The sequence below is a fragment of the Actinomycetota bacterium genome (assembly GCA_035765775.1).
Lineage (GTDB): Bacteria > Actinomycetota > CADDZG01 > JAHWKV01 > JAOPZY01 > DASTWV01.
On the sequence record DASTWV010000043.1, the window covers coordinates 50215 to 69383 of the forward strand.

Sequence of the window (19169 nt, forward strand, 5' to 3'; positions counted from 1 at the left end):
TGTATTCCCGTTGGCGGCGGGGCGCTACACGAACGACGTCATTTCAGCAGCTCCCACACCAGCAGCGGCCACAGCTCGGCGCAGCGCCGGAGGGACTCGGCGTCGATGCGCTCGTTGTCCCCGTGGGCCATGGTGGCGAAGTCGGCGAAGCTCAGCCGGTCGCTGTAGAGGCCGAACCCGTAGGCCGTGGCCCCCATCATCCGGAAGAACCGGGCGTCACTCTGCCCGGCGGCCAGGAACGGCACCAGGACCGACCCCTGGGCAGTGGGGAGAAGGGCCGAGGTCGCCCGGGACAACGCCTCCCACAGCGGTGAATCGGTGGTCGACTCCGTCGGCGGGGCGTCGAAGTCCACCGTGAGGCGCACCGAGTCCCACAGGTCGCCGAGGGCGTCCCGGAGCATCGCCTGCACCTCGTCGCCCCCATGCGCCGGCAGTGTCCGGATGTCGAGCTGGATCTCGGCGGCGTCGGGGATGACGTTGCGCTTCACCCCGCCCCGGAGCACCGTCGGGGCGATGCTCGTGTGGGTGCAGGCGTGCGCCATGCCCGCCCAGGGGGCGAGGGGGTGGCGCTCGGCGATGTCGCCGATGCGGCGGGCGTCAACCAGGGCCGCGGTGTCCTCGGCGCTCAGGTCCATCCCCTCCACGAAGCGGCGCCACACCGCCGGGATGTGCGCCTCAGGCCGGAACGCGGCCAGCCGGCTGACGATCTCGGCCGCCTTCACCACCGCGTTGTCGGTGCGCAGCGGGCGGGCGCCGTGGCCGGGGCTGCCCTCCACGTTGATCGTGCACCAGTAGGCACCCTTCTCGGCGACCGTCACCGGGAGCCGCAGCGGCCCTCCCGGGGTGGCTGCCGGGAGCGGCATGCGGAACAACCCGGGCTCGGTGACGACGTAGTCGCACCGGATGGCGTCGGGGTGGTGCTGCGCCAGCCACTCGGCCCCCAACCGCCCTCCCGCCTCCTCGTCGGCGACTGCCAGGTACAGCACCGTCCCCCGGGGACGGGTCGCAACCCTGGCCCCGGTGGCCCCCGTGGCGAGATGGCGGGTCGCCACGGCCATCGACGCCGTCAGGCTGAGCATGTCGACGGCTCCCCGGCCCCACACTTCACCGTCGACCACCTCGCCGCCGAAGGGGTCCCGCACCCATCCGTGGGGATTGGCCGGGACCACGTCGGTGTGGCCCATCAGCATCAGCGTCGGGGCGTGCTCGTCGGCGCCCTCCAGGCGGGCGAGGAGGCTGACCCGGCCCGGGTGCGGCTCGAAGCGCTGCAGCTCCAGCCCGGGCACGTCGAGGTAGGAGGCCAGCAGGTCGGCACTCACCGACTCATGCCCGGAGTCGGGCGTGCCGTCGTTGATGCACGCGTTGCGGATCAGCTGGCTCAGCAGCTCAGTTGTCTCGCCCTCGAGGTCCGCCATCGCTCCGCTCCGTCCGGGGTAGCCAGTCCATCAGGCTACCCAGGCCGGGCGCTCACCTCGCGGTTTCCGACGCCAGCAGGTCCATGAGCAGGCCGTCGTGGAAGGTGCCGTCGAGCCCCCGCTCGTACTCCCGCAGGATCCCCACCGGCCGGAAGCCCACCTTTTCGTAGGAGCGGATCGCCCGGGCGTTGGCGGCGGCGGGGTCGATGGTCAGGCGGTGGTGGTGGCGCTGGTCGATGAGGAAGCGCACCAGGAGCCCGACCGCCTCAGTGCCCAGGCCGCGGCCCTGATGGGCGGTGGACAGGAAGATGTCGATCCCGGCGTGGCGGTACTGCTCCACCGGCTGCTCGCAGTACTGGATGCCGCCCGCGACCGCCCCACCGGCCTCGATGACCAGCATCACGCACTCGCCGTCGCCCGCCAGCGCCTCGGCGAGGTCCTCCTCGTCGTCGGGCTCCCCCCACCACAGCATGACCGACGCCTCGGCGAGGATCGCCCGCAAACGGGGGACGTCGTCCGGCTCGCCCGGGCGGAGGACCACGCGGTCACCCCGCAGGACAGCCAGGCGGGGGTAGGGGTCGGGCGCCGCCGGGATGCTACTCGTGGCCGGCGGCCAGCTCACGGGAGCGCTCCATCGCCGCCTGGATGGCATTCAGCAGGGCGGCCCGCACCCCGGCCTGCTCCAGCTGGCGGATCGCCATGATGGTGGTGCCGCCGGGGGAGGTCACCGCCTCCCGGAGCTCGACGGGGTGCATGTGGGCGTCCCCGAGCAACCGGGCGGTGCCCAGCATCGTCTGGACGACGAGGTCGGTGGACACCCGCCGGGACAGCCCGAGCATGATGCCGGCGTCGATCATGGCCTCCGCCAGCAGGGCGAAGTAGGCCGGCCCGGACCCCGATACCGCGGTCACCGCGTCCATCGACGCCTCGGAGACGGTCACCACCTTGCCGACGTGGGCGAGCACGGCCTCGGCGGCCTCCAGGTGCTGGCGGGTGGCCGAGCTGCCGGCGCACACCCCGGCGATGCCCTCGCGCACCTGGGAGGGGGCGTTGGGCATCGCCCGCACGACCGGGACGCCGGGGGGCAGGCGGCGCTCGATGTAGCTGGTGGAGATGGCGGCGGCCACCGAGAGCACCAGGTGCTCGGGGGTCACCTCGGTGGCGATCTCGTCCAGCAGGTGCTCCACGTCGGTGGGCTTGACCGACACGACGAGGGTGCGGGCCTCCCTGGCCGCCTCCTGGTTGGAGGTGGTGGCGTGGAAGCCGTAGCGGGCGGCCAGCTCTTCGGCTCGCTCCGGGCGCCGGGCGGTGACGATGATCTGGTCGGGCCGCTTCCAGCCGGACGCGGCGAGACCGGCGGCGAGGATCTCGCCGATCTTGCCGCACCCCAGGATCGCCAGGCCGTCGTCCACCGGCCGAAGTATAGGGACGCCCTACGATGGCACGACGATGCCCAACCACCTCCTCCTGCAGATCGCCGGCAACGAGCGGCTGAAGGAGCTGATCTCCTCGAGCCCGGTCACCCGCCCGGTGGTCGAACGCTTCGTCGCCGGCGACACCCTGGACGACGCCGTCCGGGTCGCCCAGGAGCTGAAGGCGGGCGGCGTGGGGGCGATCTTCGACTACCTGGGTGAGAACGTGTCCACCGAGCAGCAGGCCGACGCCGCCATGGCGGCCTACATCGCCAGCCTGCGGGGGATCATCGCCCTCCGCCTGGACGCCCACGTGTCGGTCAAGCTCACCCAGCTGGGCCTCGACCTCTCCTTCGAGTCCGCCCTCGGGCGGCTGCGCCAGATCGTCGAGGCGGCCTCCCAGGGACCCCGGACAAAGGTGGCCATCGACATGGAGTCGCACGCCTACACCGACCGCACCATCGAGGCCTACCGAGCCCTGCGGCCCTCCACCGACCGCCTCGTCCTCTGCCTGCAGGCGTACCTGAGGCGCACCGAGGCCGACGCCGGGTCCCTGGTCGCCCTGGAGCCCAGCGTCCGGCTGTGCAAGGGCGCCTACGACGAGCCGAAGGAGATCGCCTTCGGCCACCAGGCCACGATGGGCTCCTACCGGCGCTGCCTGGCCCTGCTGCTGCCCACCTCACCCTGGACGGCAGTGGCCACCCACGACGAGCTGTGCGTCAAGGAGGCGATCCGCATCGCCCGCCGGCGCCGGGTGACGGCCGACCGGTTCGAGTTCGAGATGCTCTACGGCGTGCGCCGGGACCTCCAGGCCGCCCTGGTGGAGCAGGGCTACGGCGTGCGGGTCTACCTGCCGTTCGGCACCCAGTGGTACCCGTACCTCATGCGCCGCATGGCCGAGCGGCCGGCGAACCTGCGCCTGTTCGTGGAATCGGTCCTGCGGGGCTGAGCCGGGCACGCCCCGCTTACCCCGGCCGCCCAGCCAGCCCGCCCTGCTCCCACCGGCCCCGGCTGGGCTACCCCCGGAGGGCCGCCTTGGGGTACGAACCCAGGACCCGCAGGAACGACGTGTGGTCGGCCACCGCCTGCAGGGCCTCCTGGGCGACCGGGTCGTGGGCCGGGGCGTCGAAGTCCACGTAGAAGTTGGATTGCCAGGCCTTGGCCCTCGAGGGACGGTGCTCCAGCTTGGACAAGTTGAGGTGGCGCTCAGCGAAGGCCCCGAGGCAGCGGTACAGCGCCCCGGGCACATCGGCGGTGGTGAACACCACCGAGGTCTTCTCCGGCGGGCCGAACAGCTCGGCCGGGTTGCCGCTGCGGGCCGAGGCGATGGCCACGAACTTCGTCGAGTTGTCGGCCCGGTCCTCGATGTCGGAGGCCAGCACCTCCAGCCCGTACAGCTCGCCGGCCTCGGCCGAGGCGATGGCGGCCGCGGCGGGCTGCTTCTTCTCGGCCAGGAGGCGGGCGGCGCCGGCGGTGTCGTGCACCGCCACCCGCTCGACCTGCAGCGAGTCGAGGAACTCCGAGCACTGGTCGAGGGCCTGGGCGTGCGAGTAGACGGTGCGCACCTCGTCCATGGCGGTACCGGGCAGCACCAGCAGGCAGTGGGAGATGCGCACGATGGTCTCGGCGACGATCTGCACGCCGTGGCGCACCAGCAGGTCGTAGCTCTCGTTGATGGAGCCGGCGTGCGAGTTCTCCAGGGGCACAACCCCGTAGCCCACGGTCCCGATCTCCACCGCCTCGAAGACCCGGTGCACCGAGTGGAACGGCACCGACTGCGCCTCCTTGAAGAGGCGGGTGACCGCACGCTGGCTGTAGGCGCCCGCCTCGCCCTGGTAGCCGACCTGCAGGACCCGGGCGTCCGTGTTCGTGATCATTGCCGGCGAAACCTAGCACGACGACTCCGCCGGGCCCCGGACGCGGTTAAGGCCCGAGCTACCTCCGAATCGACAGCCAGAGCGCACTTCCCCACACACTCCGACCGCCGACCCCTTAGCAACTCGGGCCCTAAGCGTCCCAAGCGACCTCTTGAAGGGGAGCCGCTGGTGCGACGTCGAGGACCCCTCGTCGAGCCTGCCGCCTCGCCCGGCGTTCCCCCTGTAGCAGCGGGTTTCCCCTCCGCAACGGGCGACCGCTCGGGTCCGCCGACCTGCTCTTCCAGAGTCCCCGGACGGCTACCTCCGGCTCCGTTCCCCCTGCCGACCGCTTGGGACAGGGGGCAAGATACTTATCCGACGCCGGGGGCGTCAAGGGGCGGGCCGGAGATTTCTTCGCGTGCTCGGAAGTTTCTTCGCGCTCCCTGCTCCTGCCCCCGAAGGGCGACCGATTCGGCGTGATCGCGAGCGCTGACCATGTACAGATCGGTCAATTCCGCAGCCGAGCGATCCCAGGAGAAATCCCGGGACGAGCACTGGGCGAGGCGCCCCATGCTCTCGGCCAGGGGCCGGTCGGACAGCACCCGCCAGATTCGTTCGGCGAAGGCGGCGCTGGCCCCGGGCTGGACCAGGAAGCCGGTCTGGCCGTGGCGCACGATGGCCCGCAGCCCGCCGACCGCGCCCCCGACCACCGGCGTGCCGCACGCCTGGGCCTCGAGGGCCACCAGGCCGAAGGATTCGGTGTGCGACGGCACCAGGGCGACCTCGGCCGCCTGGTAGAAGGCGGGCAGCTCGCCCTGGGGCTGGGCGGGCAGGAAGCACACCGCGCCGGCGACCCCGAGACGCTCGGCCAGCGCCCGCAGGCGGGCGGGCTCGGCCTCGCCGCTGCGCCCGGAGCTGCCGCCGACGATGACGAGCATCGCCTCCTCGAGGGCGAGCCGGCCCCAGTCCACCAGGTGGGCAAGCGCCTGGATCGCGGTGTCGGCGCCCTTCAGCGGCTGCAGCCGGCCGACGAAGAGCAGGAGCCGGCGGCCGGCCAGCGCCGGTGCCCCGGCCTCGGCCAGCCGGGGGGCCAGGGCGGCCCGCGCGGCGGCGGTGTCCCCGTCGGGGGCGGGGACGAAGCGGGTGTGGTCGACGCCGGGGTGGATGACGTGGATGCGCTCGGGGTGGGCGGCGTAGAGGTCCACCAGCCACTCCCGCTCTTCCCAGGTGGAAGCGACGATGGCATCCGCCTCGGCGATCACCCGGGCCTCGCCCCGCAGGCGGACCTCGGGCTCGATGGCCTCGCCCGCCGCCCGGCCCTCGTTCTTGACCCGCCCGAGGGTGTGGAAGGTGTGGACGAAGGGGATCCCCCAGTGGGCGGCCAGCCGGGCGGCGACCCGCCCCGAGAGCCAGTAGTGGCTGTGCAGCAGGTCGTAGTGCACGCCCCGGCGCTCGGCGTCACGCACGAGGTTGGCGGTGAAGCTGGGCAGGTACGCCGGGATCTCCTCCTTGGAGAGCCCGGGCGGCCCGGCGGCGATCGGGCGCACCTTGACCCCTGGGAACAGCTCCCGGGTCTTCGGCCTCCCGCCGGACTCGCTGTCCTGGCGGGTGTAGATGTCCACCTTCAGACCCTGGGCGGCGAGCGACCGGGCCATCTCCCGCACGTAGACCGTCATGCCCCCGGCGTCGCCCACCCCGGGCTCGGCGACCGGGTTCGAGTGCACCACCAGCATCCCGACACGGCGCAGCCGCCGGTGCGGCACGGGGGCGAGCGGGGTGTCACGGACGGCCAGGGGGGTCTCCTTCGCGGCAGCGGACTGGGGGTGGCGTGCGCGGGCTGCGGACCTATGGTACCCAGCACCCAGGTATAGTCGGGCCCCGAACGACCCTCAGGTCTTCCCGGGCCGGGTGATCTGCACGGCGTGCAGCGGGAGGCGCTCGGCCCCCAGCTCGAACTTGTAGCGCTCGGTGCCCCGCAGGAAATCGAAGCGAGCCATCCCGGCCGCGATGCAGCGCTCGATGAGGCGCACCACCAGCACGATGCCGGGCGAGATCCCCCCCTGGCCGGCGGTGAGCGCCGAGTTGTACAGGTAGAAGGACCCCTCGTACGGGAACGAGAACGTCGTGGCGATCCGGTCCCCGCCAGCCGTCTGCAGGAAGTCGAGGCTGAGCATGCCGTGGGGCTCCAGGGTGCGGGCGATCCGGGTGAAGAACGTCTCCCGCGCCGCACCCATGAAGTGGCCCTTCTCGCCCTCGCTGCCCCGGTGCATGGCGAAGAAAGCCGCAAGGTCGGCATCGAGGCGCTCTGGGGTGGTGGTGGTGAGCACCGCGCCCGGCGTCGCCTCCTCGAAGCGGCGCATCTTGCGGCGCAGCTCGTGGCGGCGGTGCTTGCCGAGCTGTTCCAGGTAGGCGTCGAAGGAGTCCGGCAGGCTCATCACGGCGGTCATCTCGTGCTCGTCGATCACAAACGGCAGCCCGAGCCGGTCGGCGGCCTCCACCAGCCACTCGGCGAACTGGAAGGGCACCGGCAGGCAGCGGGCATCGACCTTGGTCCAGCCCGGGATCTCCTCGACGGCGTAGGTCAGCAGAGCCTCGGCGATGGCCGGCTGGCGCTCGTGCCCGGCCGAGATCGGCCCCATGTAGTCGGTCAGGTCCTCGCCGCCCAGGAACGTGAGGCACCCGGGGCAGTCGGGGCCGGCGGGGTCCAGGACCAGCGGCGCCAGGCCCACCGGGTCCGGGTCGAGGAAGGTCAGGACCAGGAGGCGGCGCCCAGCACCGAACTCGCCCCACCACGCCCGGCTCCACTCGGGAGTGGCGAACACGTGGCGGTAGGGGTCGGCGGCCAGCAACGCCGGCCACTGGGGCAGGTCGAAGGCGGCCTCCCCCTCGGTGACGGCGACATCCACGGCCGAGACGCTAGCACGGGCCCTGTTGTGGGCCGGTCTTGTCGTACCCTCCAGGGCGTCTACCGGCTGGCGGGCATGACCCCCAGCGTGCGCCAGGACATGATGGCGGCCGTCCTCGCCGGGGGCACGGGGCCGTACTGTCGCACCGGGCCGCCGCCTGGCTCCTGGGCCTCCCCGGCGGCAGCATGGCGCCGGCGATCACCGTGCCCCGCGGCCGCCGGCCCCGGGCGCCGGGGGTGACGCTGCACACCACCACCGACATGCCGGTACCGGATTGGGGCGTGCACCAGAACATCCCGGTCACCACACCCGCCCGCCTCCTGGGTGACATGGTCCCCGTCACCTCTCGCCGGGAACTGGAGATCCTGGTGGACGCGATCCTGGCCAAGGACCTGGCTAAGCGGTCCCGGATCGCCTGGCGCATCCAGGAGCTGTCCAGGCAGGGCCGGGAGACAGGCGTGCTGGTGGAGCTGCTCGAGGCCCGCACCGACGAGGCCGGGGTCCCGGCCAGCGTGCTCGAAAGCCCATTCCGGCTCGTGGTCCAGGGCTTTCCCGGCCTCACCTTCAACCGGCGGGTGGTGGCGGGCAAGGAACGCCGGGTGGACTGTGACCTCAACCCGCTGAACCTCATCGCTGCCTGGGCAGCGGTAGACCCGCGGGTGGCGGATCAGGCGATCTGCGGCTCCGGGAGCGGCAGCACGGACGCCAGGCGCAGGAAGACGTCCACCACCTCGGGATCGAACTGCACGCCCGCCCCCGCCTCCAGGCGGTCGAGCGCCTCGTCGACCGCCAGGGCCCGGCGGTAGGGCCGGTCGGTGGTCATGGCGTCGAAGGCGTCCACCACCGAGAACACCCGGGCGCACAGCGGGATGTTCCGGCCCGTCAGGCCCTCGGGGTACCCGGTGCCGTTGAACCACTCGTGGTGGCAGCGGATGACGTCGAGGGCGTCGGCGTCGAGGAAGCGCAGCGGTGCGACGATCCGCAGCCCCATCGGGACGTGCGAACGCATGATGGCCTCCTCGGCCCGGGTGAGCGGCCCGGCCTTGTCGAGGATGGACTCGGGGACCACCACCTTGCCGACATCGTGCAGCAGGAAACCGTACTCCAGCTCCGGGTTGACCATGTCGGCGTCGATCGCCTCGGCCAGCGCCAGCCCGTAGGTGCGGCAGCGCTCCAGGTGGGAGCCCGTCACGGCGTCCTTGGCGTCCACCATAAAGGCGAGGGTCTGGACCATGGAGTAGTCAATTGCCCGCCGCTCCAGCACCAGCTCTTCGAGGCGCGCCTTCTGCGCCCGCTCCCGCCGGTACGCCTCGCCCACTTCTTTGGCGAAGACGAGGAGCTGCTGGCGCGTGCGGTCCAGGTCCATTACGTAGTTCCCTGCGACGTCCTCAGCCACCGGTCGTCCCCCTCCCCCAAGCGGCGGCCTCCGCCGCCACTAACAAGATTAGCGCCCGCGACTGGCGGAAAGATACTCCTGCGGGCCACCGAAGCGGTGAGTTTTTCTTCAGGCCCGGGCGACGCTCCGAGCGGTCCCGGGCGCGCCCGGGATAGGCCCGGTCGGTCCCGCAACTCCCGAAACGGGGCACCGACCTAAAGCTGCAGCCCGATCCCGCCGACGCTTACTCACGCGTGCACTAGTCATTTTTCGCTATGGCACACCATCCCGGCGGGCCACCCCTCCGGGGGGCTGTAGGCCGGAACGCAGGGCGGCAGGAGTTCGCAGTGCGACGTACTGGCGGTTCGAGGATGTTCATCTGGGTGATCGCGGTCCTGACCGCAGGGCTACTCTCGGTCACCCTCTTCGCCATGAACCGGTCGCTGCAGAACGCCATCTCGCCCCTCTTCGCCGCCGGGCGGGTGCAACCCACCGCCGCCGCCGGATCGCCCAGCCCGCTGACGCCGGCCACCCCCATCGTGCTGGCCACAGCCACCACCGTGCCGCCCGCCGAGCCCCTGGTGGGCGTGAACTTCGCCGCCCCGGACACCGGCTCCGGCCTTTCCCCGAATCCCGCCCCGAATCCCGCCCCGGCGCCCGCCCACGCACCCCAGGCGCCCGTCCACAAGCCAGCCCCCAGGGTGCTCGCCGCCGCCATCTCCGTGCCCAAGGCCGGGGCGTTGGTGGCGCCGGTCGCCGAGGTGCCCCGGCCCCCGGTCGCGCCCGTGAAGGCCGCGGTCGCGCTCGCCGCGGCGCTGCACTCCCCCACCCAGACCGCCTTTCTCGACATGCCTGCCGTGGCGCCCCTGTCCACGCCGGCAGTGGCGGCAATCGTGCTGCCGGTGCCGCATGTGATCACCACGATGCCCATGCCCACCCCGACCGCGACCCACCATCACCACGACGGCGCCCAGGAATCGGTGGGGACGAGGAGCGGGGGCCACAACGGCCGGAGCCCGGACCGCGGGGACAGCCGGGACAGCTAGAGCGCTTCGGCGGGCTACGAGGACAGCAGGGCGGTCGGGTCTTCCTGGCCCTCGCGGTAGCGGCGCACCAGCTCGGCGGTGAACTGGTCCATGACGCCCTGGACCCGGCGGCGGCGCTGGGAGGTCTCCCGCTCCGCCTCGGTCAGGCGCTCGACCATGTCGCCGATCTCGTCGGAGGTCAGCTCCTCGAGCCGGGCCAGGTCGGCGGTGGACGCCACCCGCTCCACCTCCCGGCGCTGGTTGTCGGCGTTGGCCGGGGCCAGGATCCGGGGCAGCCGGCCAGCGGCGCCGCCGACGCCCTCGGAGAGGATGCCGGGCAGGTCCTCCACCATTTCGGTCACACCCAGGCTCTCGCCGTCGGCCATCTTCTCGGCGCCCGCCCGCAGGATGTCGAGCTTGCCCTGGATGAGGCGGCGGGCGTAGGAGATCTCCGCCTCGAGGGCCTCGCACTCGTCCTTGCGGCGGCGGATCTCCTCGACCGGCATGGCCTGCAGGCCCTCCACGTAGGTCGGATCAACGATCCGATCGATTGTCCTGCGCGGTCCCTCGGCCATACAACAACATTACCAAGACTTGGGAGGCCCGCTTCCCACCGACCGCACCGGCGCAGCCGCGCGGGGACCCGGGGGCCCCGTGGCATGATTGCCTCGTGCGTGGCGTCGAGGATTACCTCCAGCAGATCAAGCGCCTCGAGGAGGGCGGGCAGCGCTGTACCGCCACCGTCCTCGCCCAGACCCTGGGCGTCTCCCTCCCCTCGGCCAGCGAGATGCTGAAGCGCCTGGCGGAGGAGGGCTACCTGGAGCGGGAGAAGGACGGGGCGATCCGCCTGACCGCCTTCGGCCGGCCGCTCGCCCACCAGGTGCTGCGCCGCCACCGGCTGGTCGAGCGCCTCCTCACCGACATCCTGGGCATGCCCTGGCACGAGGTCCACCGGGAGGCCCACCGGCTGGAGCACGCGGTCTCCAGCCGGGTCGAGGAGCACCTGGCCGCGGCCCTCGGCTACCCGGAGTACTGCCCGCACGGCCACCCGATCTGCCCGGTCGACCGCCGGGAGCTCCGCCCCTTGGAGGCGCTGCACCCGGCCGAGCAGGCGGCGGTGGCCCAGATCTCCGAGATCTCCGAGGAGCTGCTGGCCTACCTGGACCAGATCGGCATCAGGCCGGGGACAGTGCTGACCATGGTCGAGGCTGCCCCGTTCGACGGCCCGCTCACCTTCGAGGGCGAGGGTGGGCTGGTGACCGTGGGCCGGGAGGTGGCGGCCCACGTCCGGGTGTGCGACCCGGCGCAGGCCAGCTGGATCGAGCGCCGGGCGATGGGGATCGGGAGCCGGATCTAAAGCGCCTCGAACGCCCGCCGGATGAGGTCGGCCTGCTCCACGGCGTGCACCTTGAGGCTCCCGGTGGCCGGGCTGGCGCTGGCCGGCCGGGCGACCACCGACAGCGGGAGGCCCAGTTCCTCGGCGAACGCCGCCTGCACGACGCGCCAGGCCCCCATGTTCTTCGGCTCCTCCTGGACCCAGACCCACTCGGTGGCACCCGGGTAGGCGTCCAGCTCCCGGCGGAGCGCCTCGGCGGGGAACGGGTAGGGCTGCTCGAGGCGCACGACCGGGAACCGCAGGCCCCGCTCCTCCCGGAGCTTCACCAGGTCGTAGTACGGCTTGCCCTGGGTGAGCAGGACCCGGGTCGGGGCGTCGACCGAGGTCACTGAGGGATCGCCCAGCACCTCGCAGAAGTGCCCCTCCACCAGGTCGGCGGCGGCCGATCTCGCCGCTGGCAGGCGCAGCAGCGACTTGGGGGTCATCACCACCATCGGTTTGGCCGGCATCCGGTGGGCCTGAGCGCGCAGGGCGTGGAAGTACTGGGCCGGCGTGGACGGCACGATGATCTGCATGTTGTCCGCCGCCCCCAGCTGCAGGAAGCGCTCCAGGCGGGCGCTGGAGTGGTCGGGCCCCTGGCCCTCGTAGCCGTGCGGCAGCAACAGCACGAGGCCGCTGCGCTGGCCCCACTTGTCCTCGGCGGCGGCCAGGTACTCGTCGACGATCACCTGGGCGCCGTTGACGAAGTCGCCGAACTGGGCCTCCCAGGCCACGAGGGCGTCGGGGTTGCCCACCGAGTAGCCGTACTCGAAAGCCAGCGCCGCCATCTCGGAGAGTGGGCTGTCGTAGATGAAGAAGCGGGCAGGGCTCTCGGGCAGGAGCCCGCCGAAGCCGCCGGAGAGGGTGGCGAGCGGGATGTGCTCGGCGGCCGTGGTCTGATCCACCAGCACGGCGTGTCGCTGGCTGAAGGTCCCCCGCCGGGTGTCCTGGCCCGCCAGGCGTACGGTGCGCCCCTCCACGAGCAGCGAGCCCAGGGCCAGCGACTCGGCCAGCGCCCAGTCGATGGCGTCCCCCTTCAGCGCCTCCCGCCGGGTGTCCAGCCACTTGCGCAGCTTGGGGTGCACATCGAAGCCGTCAGGGACCTCCACCAGGGCGGCGAGGACCCGGTCCAGGGTGTCCCGATCCACCGTGGCCCCGTCCCCGGCGGGCTGCAGCGCCTCGGGCCGCAGGAACGCGATCCGGGGCGGTCGGGCGGGCCCCTGGGTCTCGTCGAAGGCCTGCTGCAGGCGGCGGCGGAAGGCCTCGAGGTGCTCCTCGGCCTCGTCGATGCCCAGGTCGCCCCGGTTGACCAGGGTCTCGGTGTAGCGCTTGCGCACCGACCGCCGGGCCTCGATGGCCCGGTACATCAGCGGCTGGGTGAAGGCGGGGTCGTCGGCCTCGTTGTGCCCCCAGCGCCGGTAGCACCACAGGTCGATGATCACGTCCCGGCGGAAGGTCTGGCGGTACTCGAACGCCAGCCGGGCCACCCGCAGGCAGGCCTCGGGGTCGTCGCCGTTGACGTGGAACACCGGGGCCTGGATGACCTTGCCGACGTCGCTGGCGTACGTGCTGGAACGGCCGAACGTGGGGCCGGTGGTGAAGCCCAGCTGGTTGTTGACGATCACGTGCACCGTGCCGCCGGTCCAGTAGCCCTTGAGCTGCGAGAGGGCGAGGGTCTCGGCCACCACACCCTGACCGGCGAAGGCGGCGTCGCCGTGCACCAGCAGCGGCAGCACCTGCGCCTCCCGCACCCGGTCCAGCAGGTCGAGCTTGGCCCGCACGATGCCCTCCACCACGGCATCGACCGATTCCAGGTGGCTGGGGTTGGGGGCCAACATGACGCCCAGCCGGTTGCCCGCCCGGGAGGTGTGCTCCCCGGAGGCGCCGGTGTGGTACTGGACATCCCCCGAGCCGTGCACCGCCTCCGGGTCGATGTCGCCCTCGAACTCCTGGAAGATCTGGCCGTAGCTCTTGCCGACCACGTTGGCCAGCACGTTCAGCCGGCCCCGGTGGGCCATGCCGATGACCCCCTCCACCAGGCCCCCGTCGGCGGCCTCGTCCAGGATCGCCCGCAGGATGGGGATCAGGGACTCGGCCCCCTCCAGCGAGAAGCGCTTGTGGCCCACGTACTTGGTGTGCATGAAGCGCTCGAAGGCCTCCGCCTCGCTCAGGTCCTCCAGGATGCGGAGCATGTCGGCCCGGGAGGTGAACGCCGGGACGCCCTCGACATGCTCCTGGATCCAGCGCTTCTGGGCCGGCTCCTGGCTGTGCATGTACTCGACGCTGGAACGGCGGCAGTAGGCGTCCAGGAGGATCGCCAGGATCTCGCCCAGGGTCAGCTCCTGCTTGCCCGCCAGGCCCCCGGTGTCGAAGCTGCGCTCCAGGTCCCAGATGGTGAAGCCGTAGGTGGCGGGGTCCAGCTCCGGGTGCATCTGGGCCGGCTTGGCGGCGAGGGGGTCGAGGTCGGCCATCAGGTGGCCCCGGACCCGGTACATGTTGATGAGCTGGCGCACCCGGCCCTGGCGGCGCTGGGCGTCGGCGGACCCGGCGGGCGGGTTGACGTCCCGGCGCCACGACACCGGCACGTAGGGGGCGCCCATCGCCTTGAAGACGTCCTCGTAGAAGCTGCTCTCCCCCGCCAGGAACCCGTGGACCCGGCGCAGGAACTCACCGCTCTCGGCCCCCTGGATCACCCGGTGGTCGTAGGTGCTGGTGAGGGTCAGCACCTTGCCGACGCCGAACTCCGCCAGCCGGTGGGGGTCGGCCCCGGCGAACTCGGCCGGGTAGTCGATGGAGCCCACGCCGATGATCGCCGCCTGCCCGGCCATCAGCCGGGGCACCGACGCCACCGTGCCGATGGTGCCCGGGTTGGTGATGGTGACCGTCGTGCCGGCGAAGTCGTCGGGCGCGAGCGTGCCGCCGGACGAGCGGCGGATCAGGTCCTCGTAGGCGGCGAAGAACTCGGCGAAGCCGAGGGCCTGGGCGCCCCGGATGTTGGGGACCACCAGGCCCCGCGTGCCGTCGGCCTTGCGGACGTCGATCGCCAGGCCGAGGTTGACCTCGGGGCTGCGCACGACCTGCGGGACCCCGGCCACCTCCCGGTAGACGGCGTTCATCGCCGGCACCTCGGCCAGCGCCCGGGCGACCGCCCACCCAACGAGGTGGGTGAAGCTCACCTTGCCGCCGTCGGTGCGCTGCAGGTAGGTGTTCAGCGTGGTGCGGTTGACCTCGAGGAGCCGGGCGGGCACCGTGCGCATCGACGTGGCCGTGGGCACCCCGAGGCTCTCGGTCATCCGCTGGGCGGCGAACCGGGCCGCACCCCGGAGCGGGGTGCCTACCCCGCCGGCTGGGGCGGCCGGGACCGCCGGGACCGCTGGGGCCGCAGGAGCGGCTGGGGCCGCGGCATGGCCGTTGCCGGCCGCGGGGGCCGATACCGGGATGGCGGGCATGGGGCCGGTGGCGTCGGGCGAGAGGGTGCGCTGCGGGGTGCGGGGCTGGTAGCCGGCGAAGAACTCCCGCCAGCTCTCGCTCACCGAGGCGGGGTCGGCGACGTAGGCGTGGTGCATCTCGTCGATCAGCCAGGTGTTCGGGCCGAAGTCGCCCCGATCCAGCTTGCCCGCCACGTACCGCCTCCCCGTCGGAGCCCTCCACCCATCGTACGCGGCCGGGAGGTCTCCGGCTGCGATCTACGCCTGCAATTCCTCCTCGAACAGCTCGGCGACCACCCCGTAGGCGTCCGGGCGCCGGTTGTCGTCCATCGGGATGAGCAGCAGGCCCCGGCCCCGGGCGGCGGCCACCGCCAGGGCGGGATCATTGGTATCCATGATGGCGATGGCGGGCACGCCCCGGGCCACCGCCGCCCCGGCGAAGCCGTGGTCGGCGAAGACCAGGTCGGGGGCCTCCGGTCCGTCCCCGTTGGCCAGCACGTGCTCGAGCACGTGCTCCATGGCGTTGGGCAGGTGGGTGTGCAGGACGTTGGCGCCGTCGGTGAGCGCCGCCACCCCGCCGAAGTACTCCAGGCGCAGGGCGCGGCCGTCGTGGTGGTACAGGATCTGGCCATCCATCGGCCGGACGATGCTCGCCCCCGCCCGCTCGAGCGCCCGTACCAGGCGGCCGTGGTGGACCAGGAGCCCGGTGGGGTGGCCGGTGGCGACGAAGATCCGGTGCTGCTGGCGGCACGCCGCCTTCAGGCGGGCGGCGGCTGCCCGGATGCCGGCGATGGTGGCGGCCGGGTCGATGTGCTCGGCCCCCGGCGCCGCCCCGGTCACCGCGGCAACGGCGGCGAGGGCGTCCTCGGCGCTGGCCGACGTGACCTCGGCCATGCCGAAGGTGAAGTCGGTGTCGCCGGTGGCGAGCATCCCGGCGTTGCGCCGGTTGGAGGCCTCGGAGTGGGACTGGTGCGGCCCGGCCAGCCCGCCGGCGATCAGGCGGGCGACGACCTCGTCGTCGGTCATACCTGCAGTTCGATGGGGGTCGCGTCGACGGTGCGCACCACACCGCCCCGGGAGAGGCGCACGGTGACGCTGCGCCCGATCGCCTCGCCCACCATCACGGTCTGCAGGTCGCCGGCGGTGCGGATCGGGATGCCGTCGATGTCCAGGATCAGGTCCTCGGGGCGCAGCCCGGCCCGGGCGGCCGGCGACCCGTCGAAGACCTCGACGATCTCCACGCCCGCCCGGCGGCCGGTCTCCTCGGCCAGGCGGGGCGGCAGCGGCCGGGGGCCCACCGCCACGCCCAGGTAGGCCCGGCGGAACCGGCCGTCGCGCATGAGGGCGCCCACGATGCGCCGGGTGGTGGCGTTGATCGGCACTGCCAGGCCGAGTCCGACGCCCGCCACCGCGGTGTTGATGCCCACCACCCGTCCCCGGCCGTCGGCCAGGGCACCCCCGGAGTTGCCCGGGTTCAGGGCGGCATCGGTCTGGATGACGTTCTCCACCATCCGCATGGCGGCGCCCTCCCGGGTGGGGAAGGAGCGCCCCAGGGCGCTCACCACCCCGGCGGTGACCGAGCCCGAGAACCCGAGCGGGTTCCCGATGGCCACGACCAGCTGGCCTACCCGCAGCCCGTCGGCATCGCCGAGGGCGGCCTCGGGCAGGTCGTTGGCCGCCGCCCGGAGGACGGCGAGGTCGGAGAGCGGGTCAGCCCCGACCACCTCGAAGTCGATCTCCCGGCCGTCGGTGAAGGCCGCCTCGCCGCTCTCGGCGCCGGCGACCACGTGGGCCGAGGTGATGACGAAGCCGTCGGGCGTGATCACGACGCCCGAGCCCGACCCCTGTGCCTGCTGGCCGTTGCGGGCGCGCCGGGTGACGGTGAGGCTGGCCACCGAGGGGATCAGCCGCTCGGCCACGGAGGTCACTGCCAGCGAGTAGGCGTCGAGGGCCTCGGCGTCGGTGGGCGCTCCGGGCTGCTCGGCGGGGCGCTCCGCGGGCAGCTCCGGGCCCCGGAAGGCGAGATCGATGAAGCGCAGAGAGTCCACGAGAAAGGTATACCACCGGGGCGGATTTGTCGGGTTTTGCAATCTGTGTACATCGGTTTGCCCGGCAAGGACACTCCCGCATACACAGAACTTCGTCAAACCTCCGGGCGGACGACTAGTCGGGGGTGATTGCCCGTCTCTCGGTCTGTGAGTGTCTAGGGGTGCCATAGGGACCTGAGCACTCACAGACCCCGCACCGCTGGCCCAGCGTGTTGAAGGCGGGGCCGCACGCACACCGCCCGGGCTAGCCCGGCGGCCAGGTCATCGGGCGGCCCCCCAGCACGTGCATGTGCAGGTGGCCCACGGTCTGGCCCCCGTCGGCGCCCACGTTCAGCACCAGGCGGTACCCGGACTCGGCCACGCCCTCGGCCTGGGCCACCCACTGGGCGGTGGCCACCATCTCGGCCAGCAGGCCGGCGTGCGCGTGGGTGAGGTCGGCGGCGTTGGTCAGGTGCTCCCGGGGGATGACCAGGGCGTGGACGGGGGCCTGCGGATGGATATCCCGGAACGCGATCACCCGATCTCCCTGGCGCAGGACATCGGCGTCGACGTCCCCGCGCGCCAGGGCGCAGAACAGGCAGCCCTCCACGTCAGGAGTGGATCCGGCCCGCTGCCTGGTCCAGGTGGCCGCCGGAGCGCCCCGACCGCAGGGCGATGATCTGCGCCATGATCGACACCGCGGTCTCCTCGGGGGTCCGGGAGCCGAGGTCGATGCCGAGCGGGGCATGCACCCGGGCGATCTCCTCGTCGGTGATGCCCACCTCCCGCAGGTTGGCCTTGCGCTTCTCATGCGTGCGCCGGCTGCCCATCGCCCCGATGTAGCCCACCGGCGACTTCAGGGCGAACTCGAGGATGGGGATGTCGAATTTGGGGTCGTGGGTGAGGATCACGATGGCGGTGCGCTTGCTGATCGGGGCGGTCTCCAGGAACTCGTTCGGCCACTGGACGATGACCTCGTCGGCCTCCGGGTAACGGTCCCGGTTGGCGAAGATCTTCCGGGCATCGACCAGGGTGACTTTGTAGCCCAGGAACTTGCCGAGGTGGACCACGGCGCTGGCCAGGTTGACCGCGCCCAGCACGTACATGTCCGGCGGCTGCGAGAAGGCCTGGATGAAGACCTCGACCTCCTCGGAGTTGCCCTGCCCCTGCGGCCCATAGGTCCGGGTGCCGGTCTGGGACATCTCGATCATGCCCCGGGCGTGGTCGAGGACGGCCCCGTCCAGGCCCTCGTCCCCCAGCGAACCGAGCACCGACTCCTCGCCCACCAGCATCTTGGCCCCCGGGTTGGGGCCCTGCACCTCGGTGACGAGGGCGACGGGATCCTGGGCGTCGATCGCCTTGCGCAGCGCGTCGAAGATCTCACCCATTACCAGTCCACACGCTCGATCATCAAATGGACGGTGCCCCCGCAGGTGAGGCCCACGGCGCAGGCGTCCTCGTCGGTGATGCCGTAGGTCATGCGCTTGGGGGCGCCGGTCTCGATGACCGTCATCGCCTCGCTGATGGCTGCAGGCTCGACGCACCCGCCCGAGATGGAGCCGAGCACCTTGCCGTCCTCATTGACCGCCAGCGCGGCGCCCGGGTCCCGGGGGGCCGACCGCTCGGTGGCGATCAGGGTCACCAGAGCCACCTTCTTGCCCTGGTCCAGCCAGTCCGTTACGCCATCCAAAATGTCGAGCATTGCGGCTCACCTCCTGATCGGCCGGTTGTTGCAGGCCCTCGCGTCGCAGGCTATCGCAGTGCAAGAACTACCTCGCCCGGGGGCGATATTCCCGGGCCGATGCGCCGCGAGCGAACAGAGGTGGATAACTGGACCCCCCGGGTATCCTGGTCCCAGGCAACACGAGTGCAACCCGAGTGCAGCCCGAGTACCAGGGACACCAAACCGGGGAGGAACGACATGGCCGAAGTCGTCGAGCTCGACGGCGACAACTGGGATACCGAGGTGATGCAGTCCCCGCTCCCCGTACTCGTGGACTGCTGGGCCACCTGGTGCGGGCCGTGCGCCCTCATGGAGCCCGAGGTTGCGGCCCTCGCCGACCAGGAGCAGGATCGGCTCCGGGTGGCGAAGATCGACGTCGACGCCTTCCCCTTCCTCATGCAACTCGTCGCCGACATCGACCTGCTGCCCACGTGCCTGCTGTTCGTCAACGGCGAACTGGCGCATACCATCCCCGGGTTCCATGCCAAAGACGAGCTCCTCTGGGAGATCGAGCCCTTCCTCAAACGCCGGAAGATGGAGCAGCCACCCATGACGTCGCTCACCTCCGAATACTGAGTGACTAGGTAAGACGGCGGGTGGGGGATGGTTTTCCCCGAAATCAGGTGC

18 protein-coding genes are annotated in these 19169 nt (G+C 72.1%); 4 read left to right on the forward strand and 14 right to left on the reverse strand.

All coding sequences use genetic code 11. The annotated features are described in order from the left end of the window. Positions 1 to 38 precede the first annotated feature (38 nt). The 3 genes from VFW71_09605 to proC are packed head-to-tail and all read right to left on the reverse strand — an operon-like array spanning position 39 to position 2827. Positions 39 to 1415, reverse strand: coding sequence for a M20/M25/M40 family metallo-hydrolase (locus VFW71_09605; GenBank protein HEU5003020.1), 1377 nt, complete (start codon positions 1413 to 1415; stop codon positions 39 to 41). A 52-nt stretch (positions 1416 to 1467) separates the two neighbouring features. Beyond that, positions 1468 to 1980 carry a GNAT family protein gene (locus VFW71_09610; GenBank protein ID HEU5003021.1) on the reverse strand — a complete coding sequence of 171 codons (513 nt, stop codon included), beginning with the start codon at positions 1978 to 1980 and terminating at the stop codon, positions 1468 to 1470. Between the two features lie 31 nt (positions 1981 to 2011). After that, the gene (proC, locus tag VFW71_09615) at positions 2012 to 2827 is read right to left on the reverse strand and encodes a pyrroline-5-carboxylate reductase (protein HEU5003022.1); all 816 of its coding nucleotides are present in this window, start codon (positions 2825 to 2827) and stop codon (positions 2012 to 2014) included. Between the two features lie 37 nt (positions 2828 to 2864). Between proC and VFW71_09620 the strand changes: the two genes are divergently transcribed. Beyond that, positions 2865 to 3776, forward strand: coding sequence for a proline dehydrogenase family protein (locus VFW71_09620; GenBank protein HEU5003023.1), 912 nt, complete (start codon positions 2865 to 2867; stop codon positions 3774 to 3776). Positions 3777 to 3843: 67 nt separating this feature from the next. Here the strand turns inward: VFW71_09620 and pheA are convergent, their stop codons facing one another. The 4 genes from pheA to VFW71_09640 form a co-directional block, all read right to left on the reverse strand. Then, positions 3844 to 4704 carry a prephenate dehydratase gene (gene pheA, locus VFW71_09625; protein HEU5003024.1) on the reverse strand — a complete coding sequence of 287 codons (861 nt, stop codon included), beginning with the start codon at positions 4702 to 4704 and terminating at the stop codon, positions 3844 to 3846. A gap of 350 nt (positions 4705 to 5054) precedes the next feature. Next, positions 5055 to 6446 (reverse strand): glycosyltransferase, encoded by a 1392-nt coding sequence (locus tag VFW71_09630; GenBank protein ID HEU5003025.1) that lies wholly within the window; start codon positions 6444 to 6446, stop codon positions 5055 to 5057. Positions 6447 to 6572: 126 nt separating this feature from the next. Then, positions 6573 to 7589, reverse strand: coding sequence for a GNAT family N-acetyltransferase (locus tag VFW71_09635; GenBank protein HEU5003026.1), 1017 nt, complete (start codon positions 7587 to 7589; stop codon positions 6573 to 6575). Positions 7590 to 8256: 667 nt separating this feature from the next. Then, on the reverse strand, positions 8257 to 8985 hold the full coding sequence (locus tag VFW71_09640) for an HD domain-containing phosphohydrolase (protein ID HEU5003027.1): 729 nt from the start codon (positions 8983 to 8985) through the stop codon (positions 8257 to 8259). 362 nt (positions 8986 to 9347) lie between these two features. On the opposite strand from VFW71_09640, the gene VFW71_09645 reads away from it, so the two are divergent. Beyond that, the gene (locus tag VFW71_09645; protein HEU5003028.1) at positions 9348 to 10010 is read left to right on the forward strand and encodes a hypothetical protein; all 663 of its coding nucleotides are present in this window, start codon (positions 9348 to 9350) and stop codon (positions 10008 to 10010) included. 14 nt (positions 10011 to 10024) lie between these two features. Here VFW71_09645 and VFW71_09650 read toward each other — a convergent pair whose 3' ends face one another. Next, a complete protein-coding gene (locus VFW71_09650) occupies positions 10025 to 10564 on the reverse strand; it encodes a hypothetical protein (GenBank protein ID HEU5003029.1) in 540 nt (179 codons plus the stop codon). 95 nt (positions 10565 to 10659) lie between these two features. On the opposite strand from VFW71_09650, the gene VFW71_09655 reads away from it, so the two are divergent. Next, positions 10660 to 11346 (forward strand): metal-dependent transcriptional regulator, encoded by a 687-nt coding sequence (locus VFW71_09655; GenBank protein HEU5003030.1) that lies wholly within the window; start codon positions 10660 to 10662, stop codon positions 11344 to 11346. Here VFW71_09655 and VFW71_09660 read toward each other — a convergent pair. From VFW71_09660 to VFW71_09685, 6 genes are all read right to left on the reverse strand, one after another. Then, positions 11343 to 14987, reverse strand: coding sequence for a multifunctional oxoglutarate decarboxylase/oxoglutarate dehydrogenase thiamine pyrophosphate-binding subunit/dihydrolipoyllysine-residue succinyltransferase subunit (locus VFW71_09660; protein HEU5003031.1), 3645 nt, complete (start codon positions 14985 to 14987; stop codon positions 11343 to 11345). The genes VFW71_09655 and VFW71_09660 overlap by 4 nt on opposite strands. Before the next feature lie 63 nt (positions 14988 to 15050). Continuing rightward, positions 15051 to 15818, reverse strand: coding sequence for a phosphatase (locus VFW71_09665; protein ID HEU5003032.1), 768 nt, complete (start codon positions 15816 to 15818; stop codon positions 15051 to 15053). Then, the gene (locus VFW71_09670) at positions 15815 to 16795 is read right to left on the reverse strand and encodes a trypsin-like peptidase domain-containing protein (protein ID HEU5003033.1); all 981 of its coding nucleotides are present in this window, start codon (positions 16793 to 16795) and stop codon (positions 15815 to 15817) included. The genes VFW71_09665 and VFW71_09670 overlap by 4 nt, the downstream gene beginning before the upstream one ends. A 289-nt stretch (positions 16796 to 17084) precedes the next feature. Then, positions 17085 to 17429 carry a histidine triad nucleotide-binding protein gene (locus VFW71_09675; GenBank protein HEU5003034.1) on the reverse strand — a complete coding sequence of 115 codons (345 nt, stop codon included), beginning with the start codon at positions 17427 to 17429 and terminating at the stop codon, positions 17085 to 17087. Between the two features lies 1 nt (position 17430). Beyond that, positions 17431 to 18207 (reverse strand): XdhC/CoxI family protein, encoded by a 777-nt coding sequence (locus VFW71_09680; GenBank protein ID HEU5003035.1) that lies wholly within the window; start codon positions 18205 to 18207, stop codon positions 17431 to 17433. Next, a complete protein-coding gene (locus VFW71_09685) occupies positions 18207 to 18521 on the reverse strand; it encodes an XdhC family protein (protein HEU5003036.1) in 315 nt (104 codons plus the stop codon). Before VFW71_09685 ends, VFW71_09680 begins: the two co-directional genes overlap by 1 nt. Positions 18522 to 18740: 219 nt before the next feature. Here VFW71_09685 and VFW71_09690 point away from each other — a divergent pair, with 219 nt between their 5' ends. Continuing rightward, positions 18741 to 19118, forward strand: a complete 378-nt coding sequence (locus tag VFW71_09690) for a thioredoxin domain-containing protein (GenBank protein ID HEU5003037.1) — start codon at positions 18741 to 18743, stop codon at positions 19116 to 19118. The last annotated feature ends 51 nt before the right edge of the window (positions 19119 to 19169 follow it).

Bases quoted from the DNA above. Each gene is read 5' to 3' on its own strand.
- VFW71_09620 (HEU5003023.1), top strand. From the start codon at position 2,865: ATGCCCAACCACCTCCTCCTGCAGATCGCCGGCAACGAGCGGCTGAAG.
- VFW71_09690 (HEU5003037.1), top strand. From the start codon at position 18,741: ATGGCCGAAGTCGTCGAGCTCGACGGCGACAACTGGGATACCGAGGTG.
- VFW71_09650 (HEU5003029.1), bottom strand. From the start codon at position 10,564: ATGGCCGAGGGACCGCGCAGGACAATCGATCGGATCGTTGATCCGACC.
- VFW71_09665 (HEU5003032.1), bottom strand. From the start codon at position 15,818: ATGACCGACGACGAGGTCGTCGCCCGCCTGATCGCCGGCGGGCTGGCC.
- VFW71_09605 (HEU5003020.1), bottom strand. From the start codon at position 1,415: ATGGCGGACCTCGAGGGCGAGACAACTGAGCTGCTGAGCCAGCTGATC.
- VFW71_09685 (HEU5003036.1), bottom strand. From the start codon at position 18,521: ATGCTCGACATTTTGGATGGCGTAACGGACTGGCTGGACCAGGGCAAG.
- VFW71_09680 (HEU5003035.1), bottom strand. From the start codon at position 18,207: ATGGGTGAGATCTTCGACGCGCTGCGCAAGGCGATCGACGCCCAGGAT.
- pheA (HEU5003024.1), bottom strand. From the start codon at position 4,704: ATGATCACGAACACGGACGCCCGGGTCCTGCAGGTCGGCTACCAGGGC.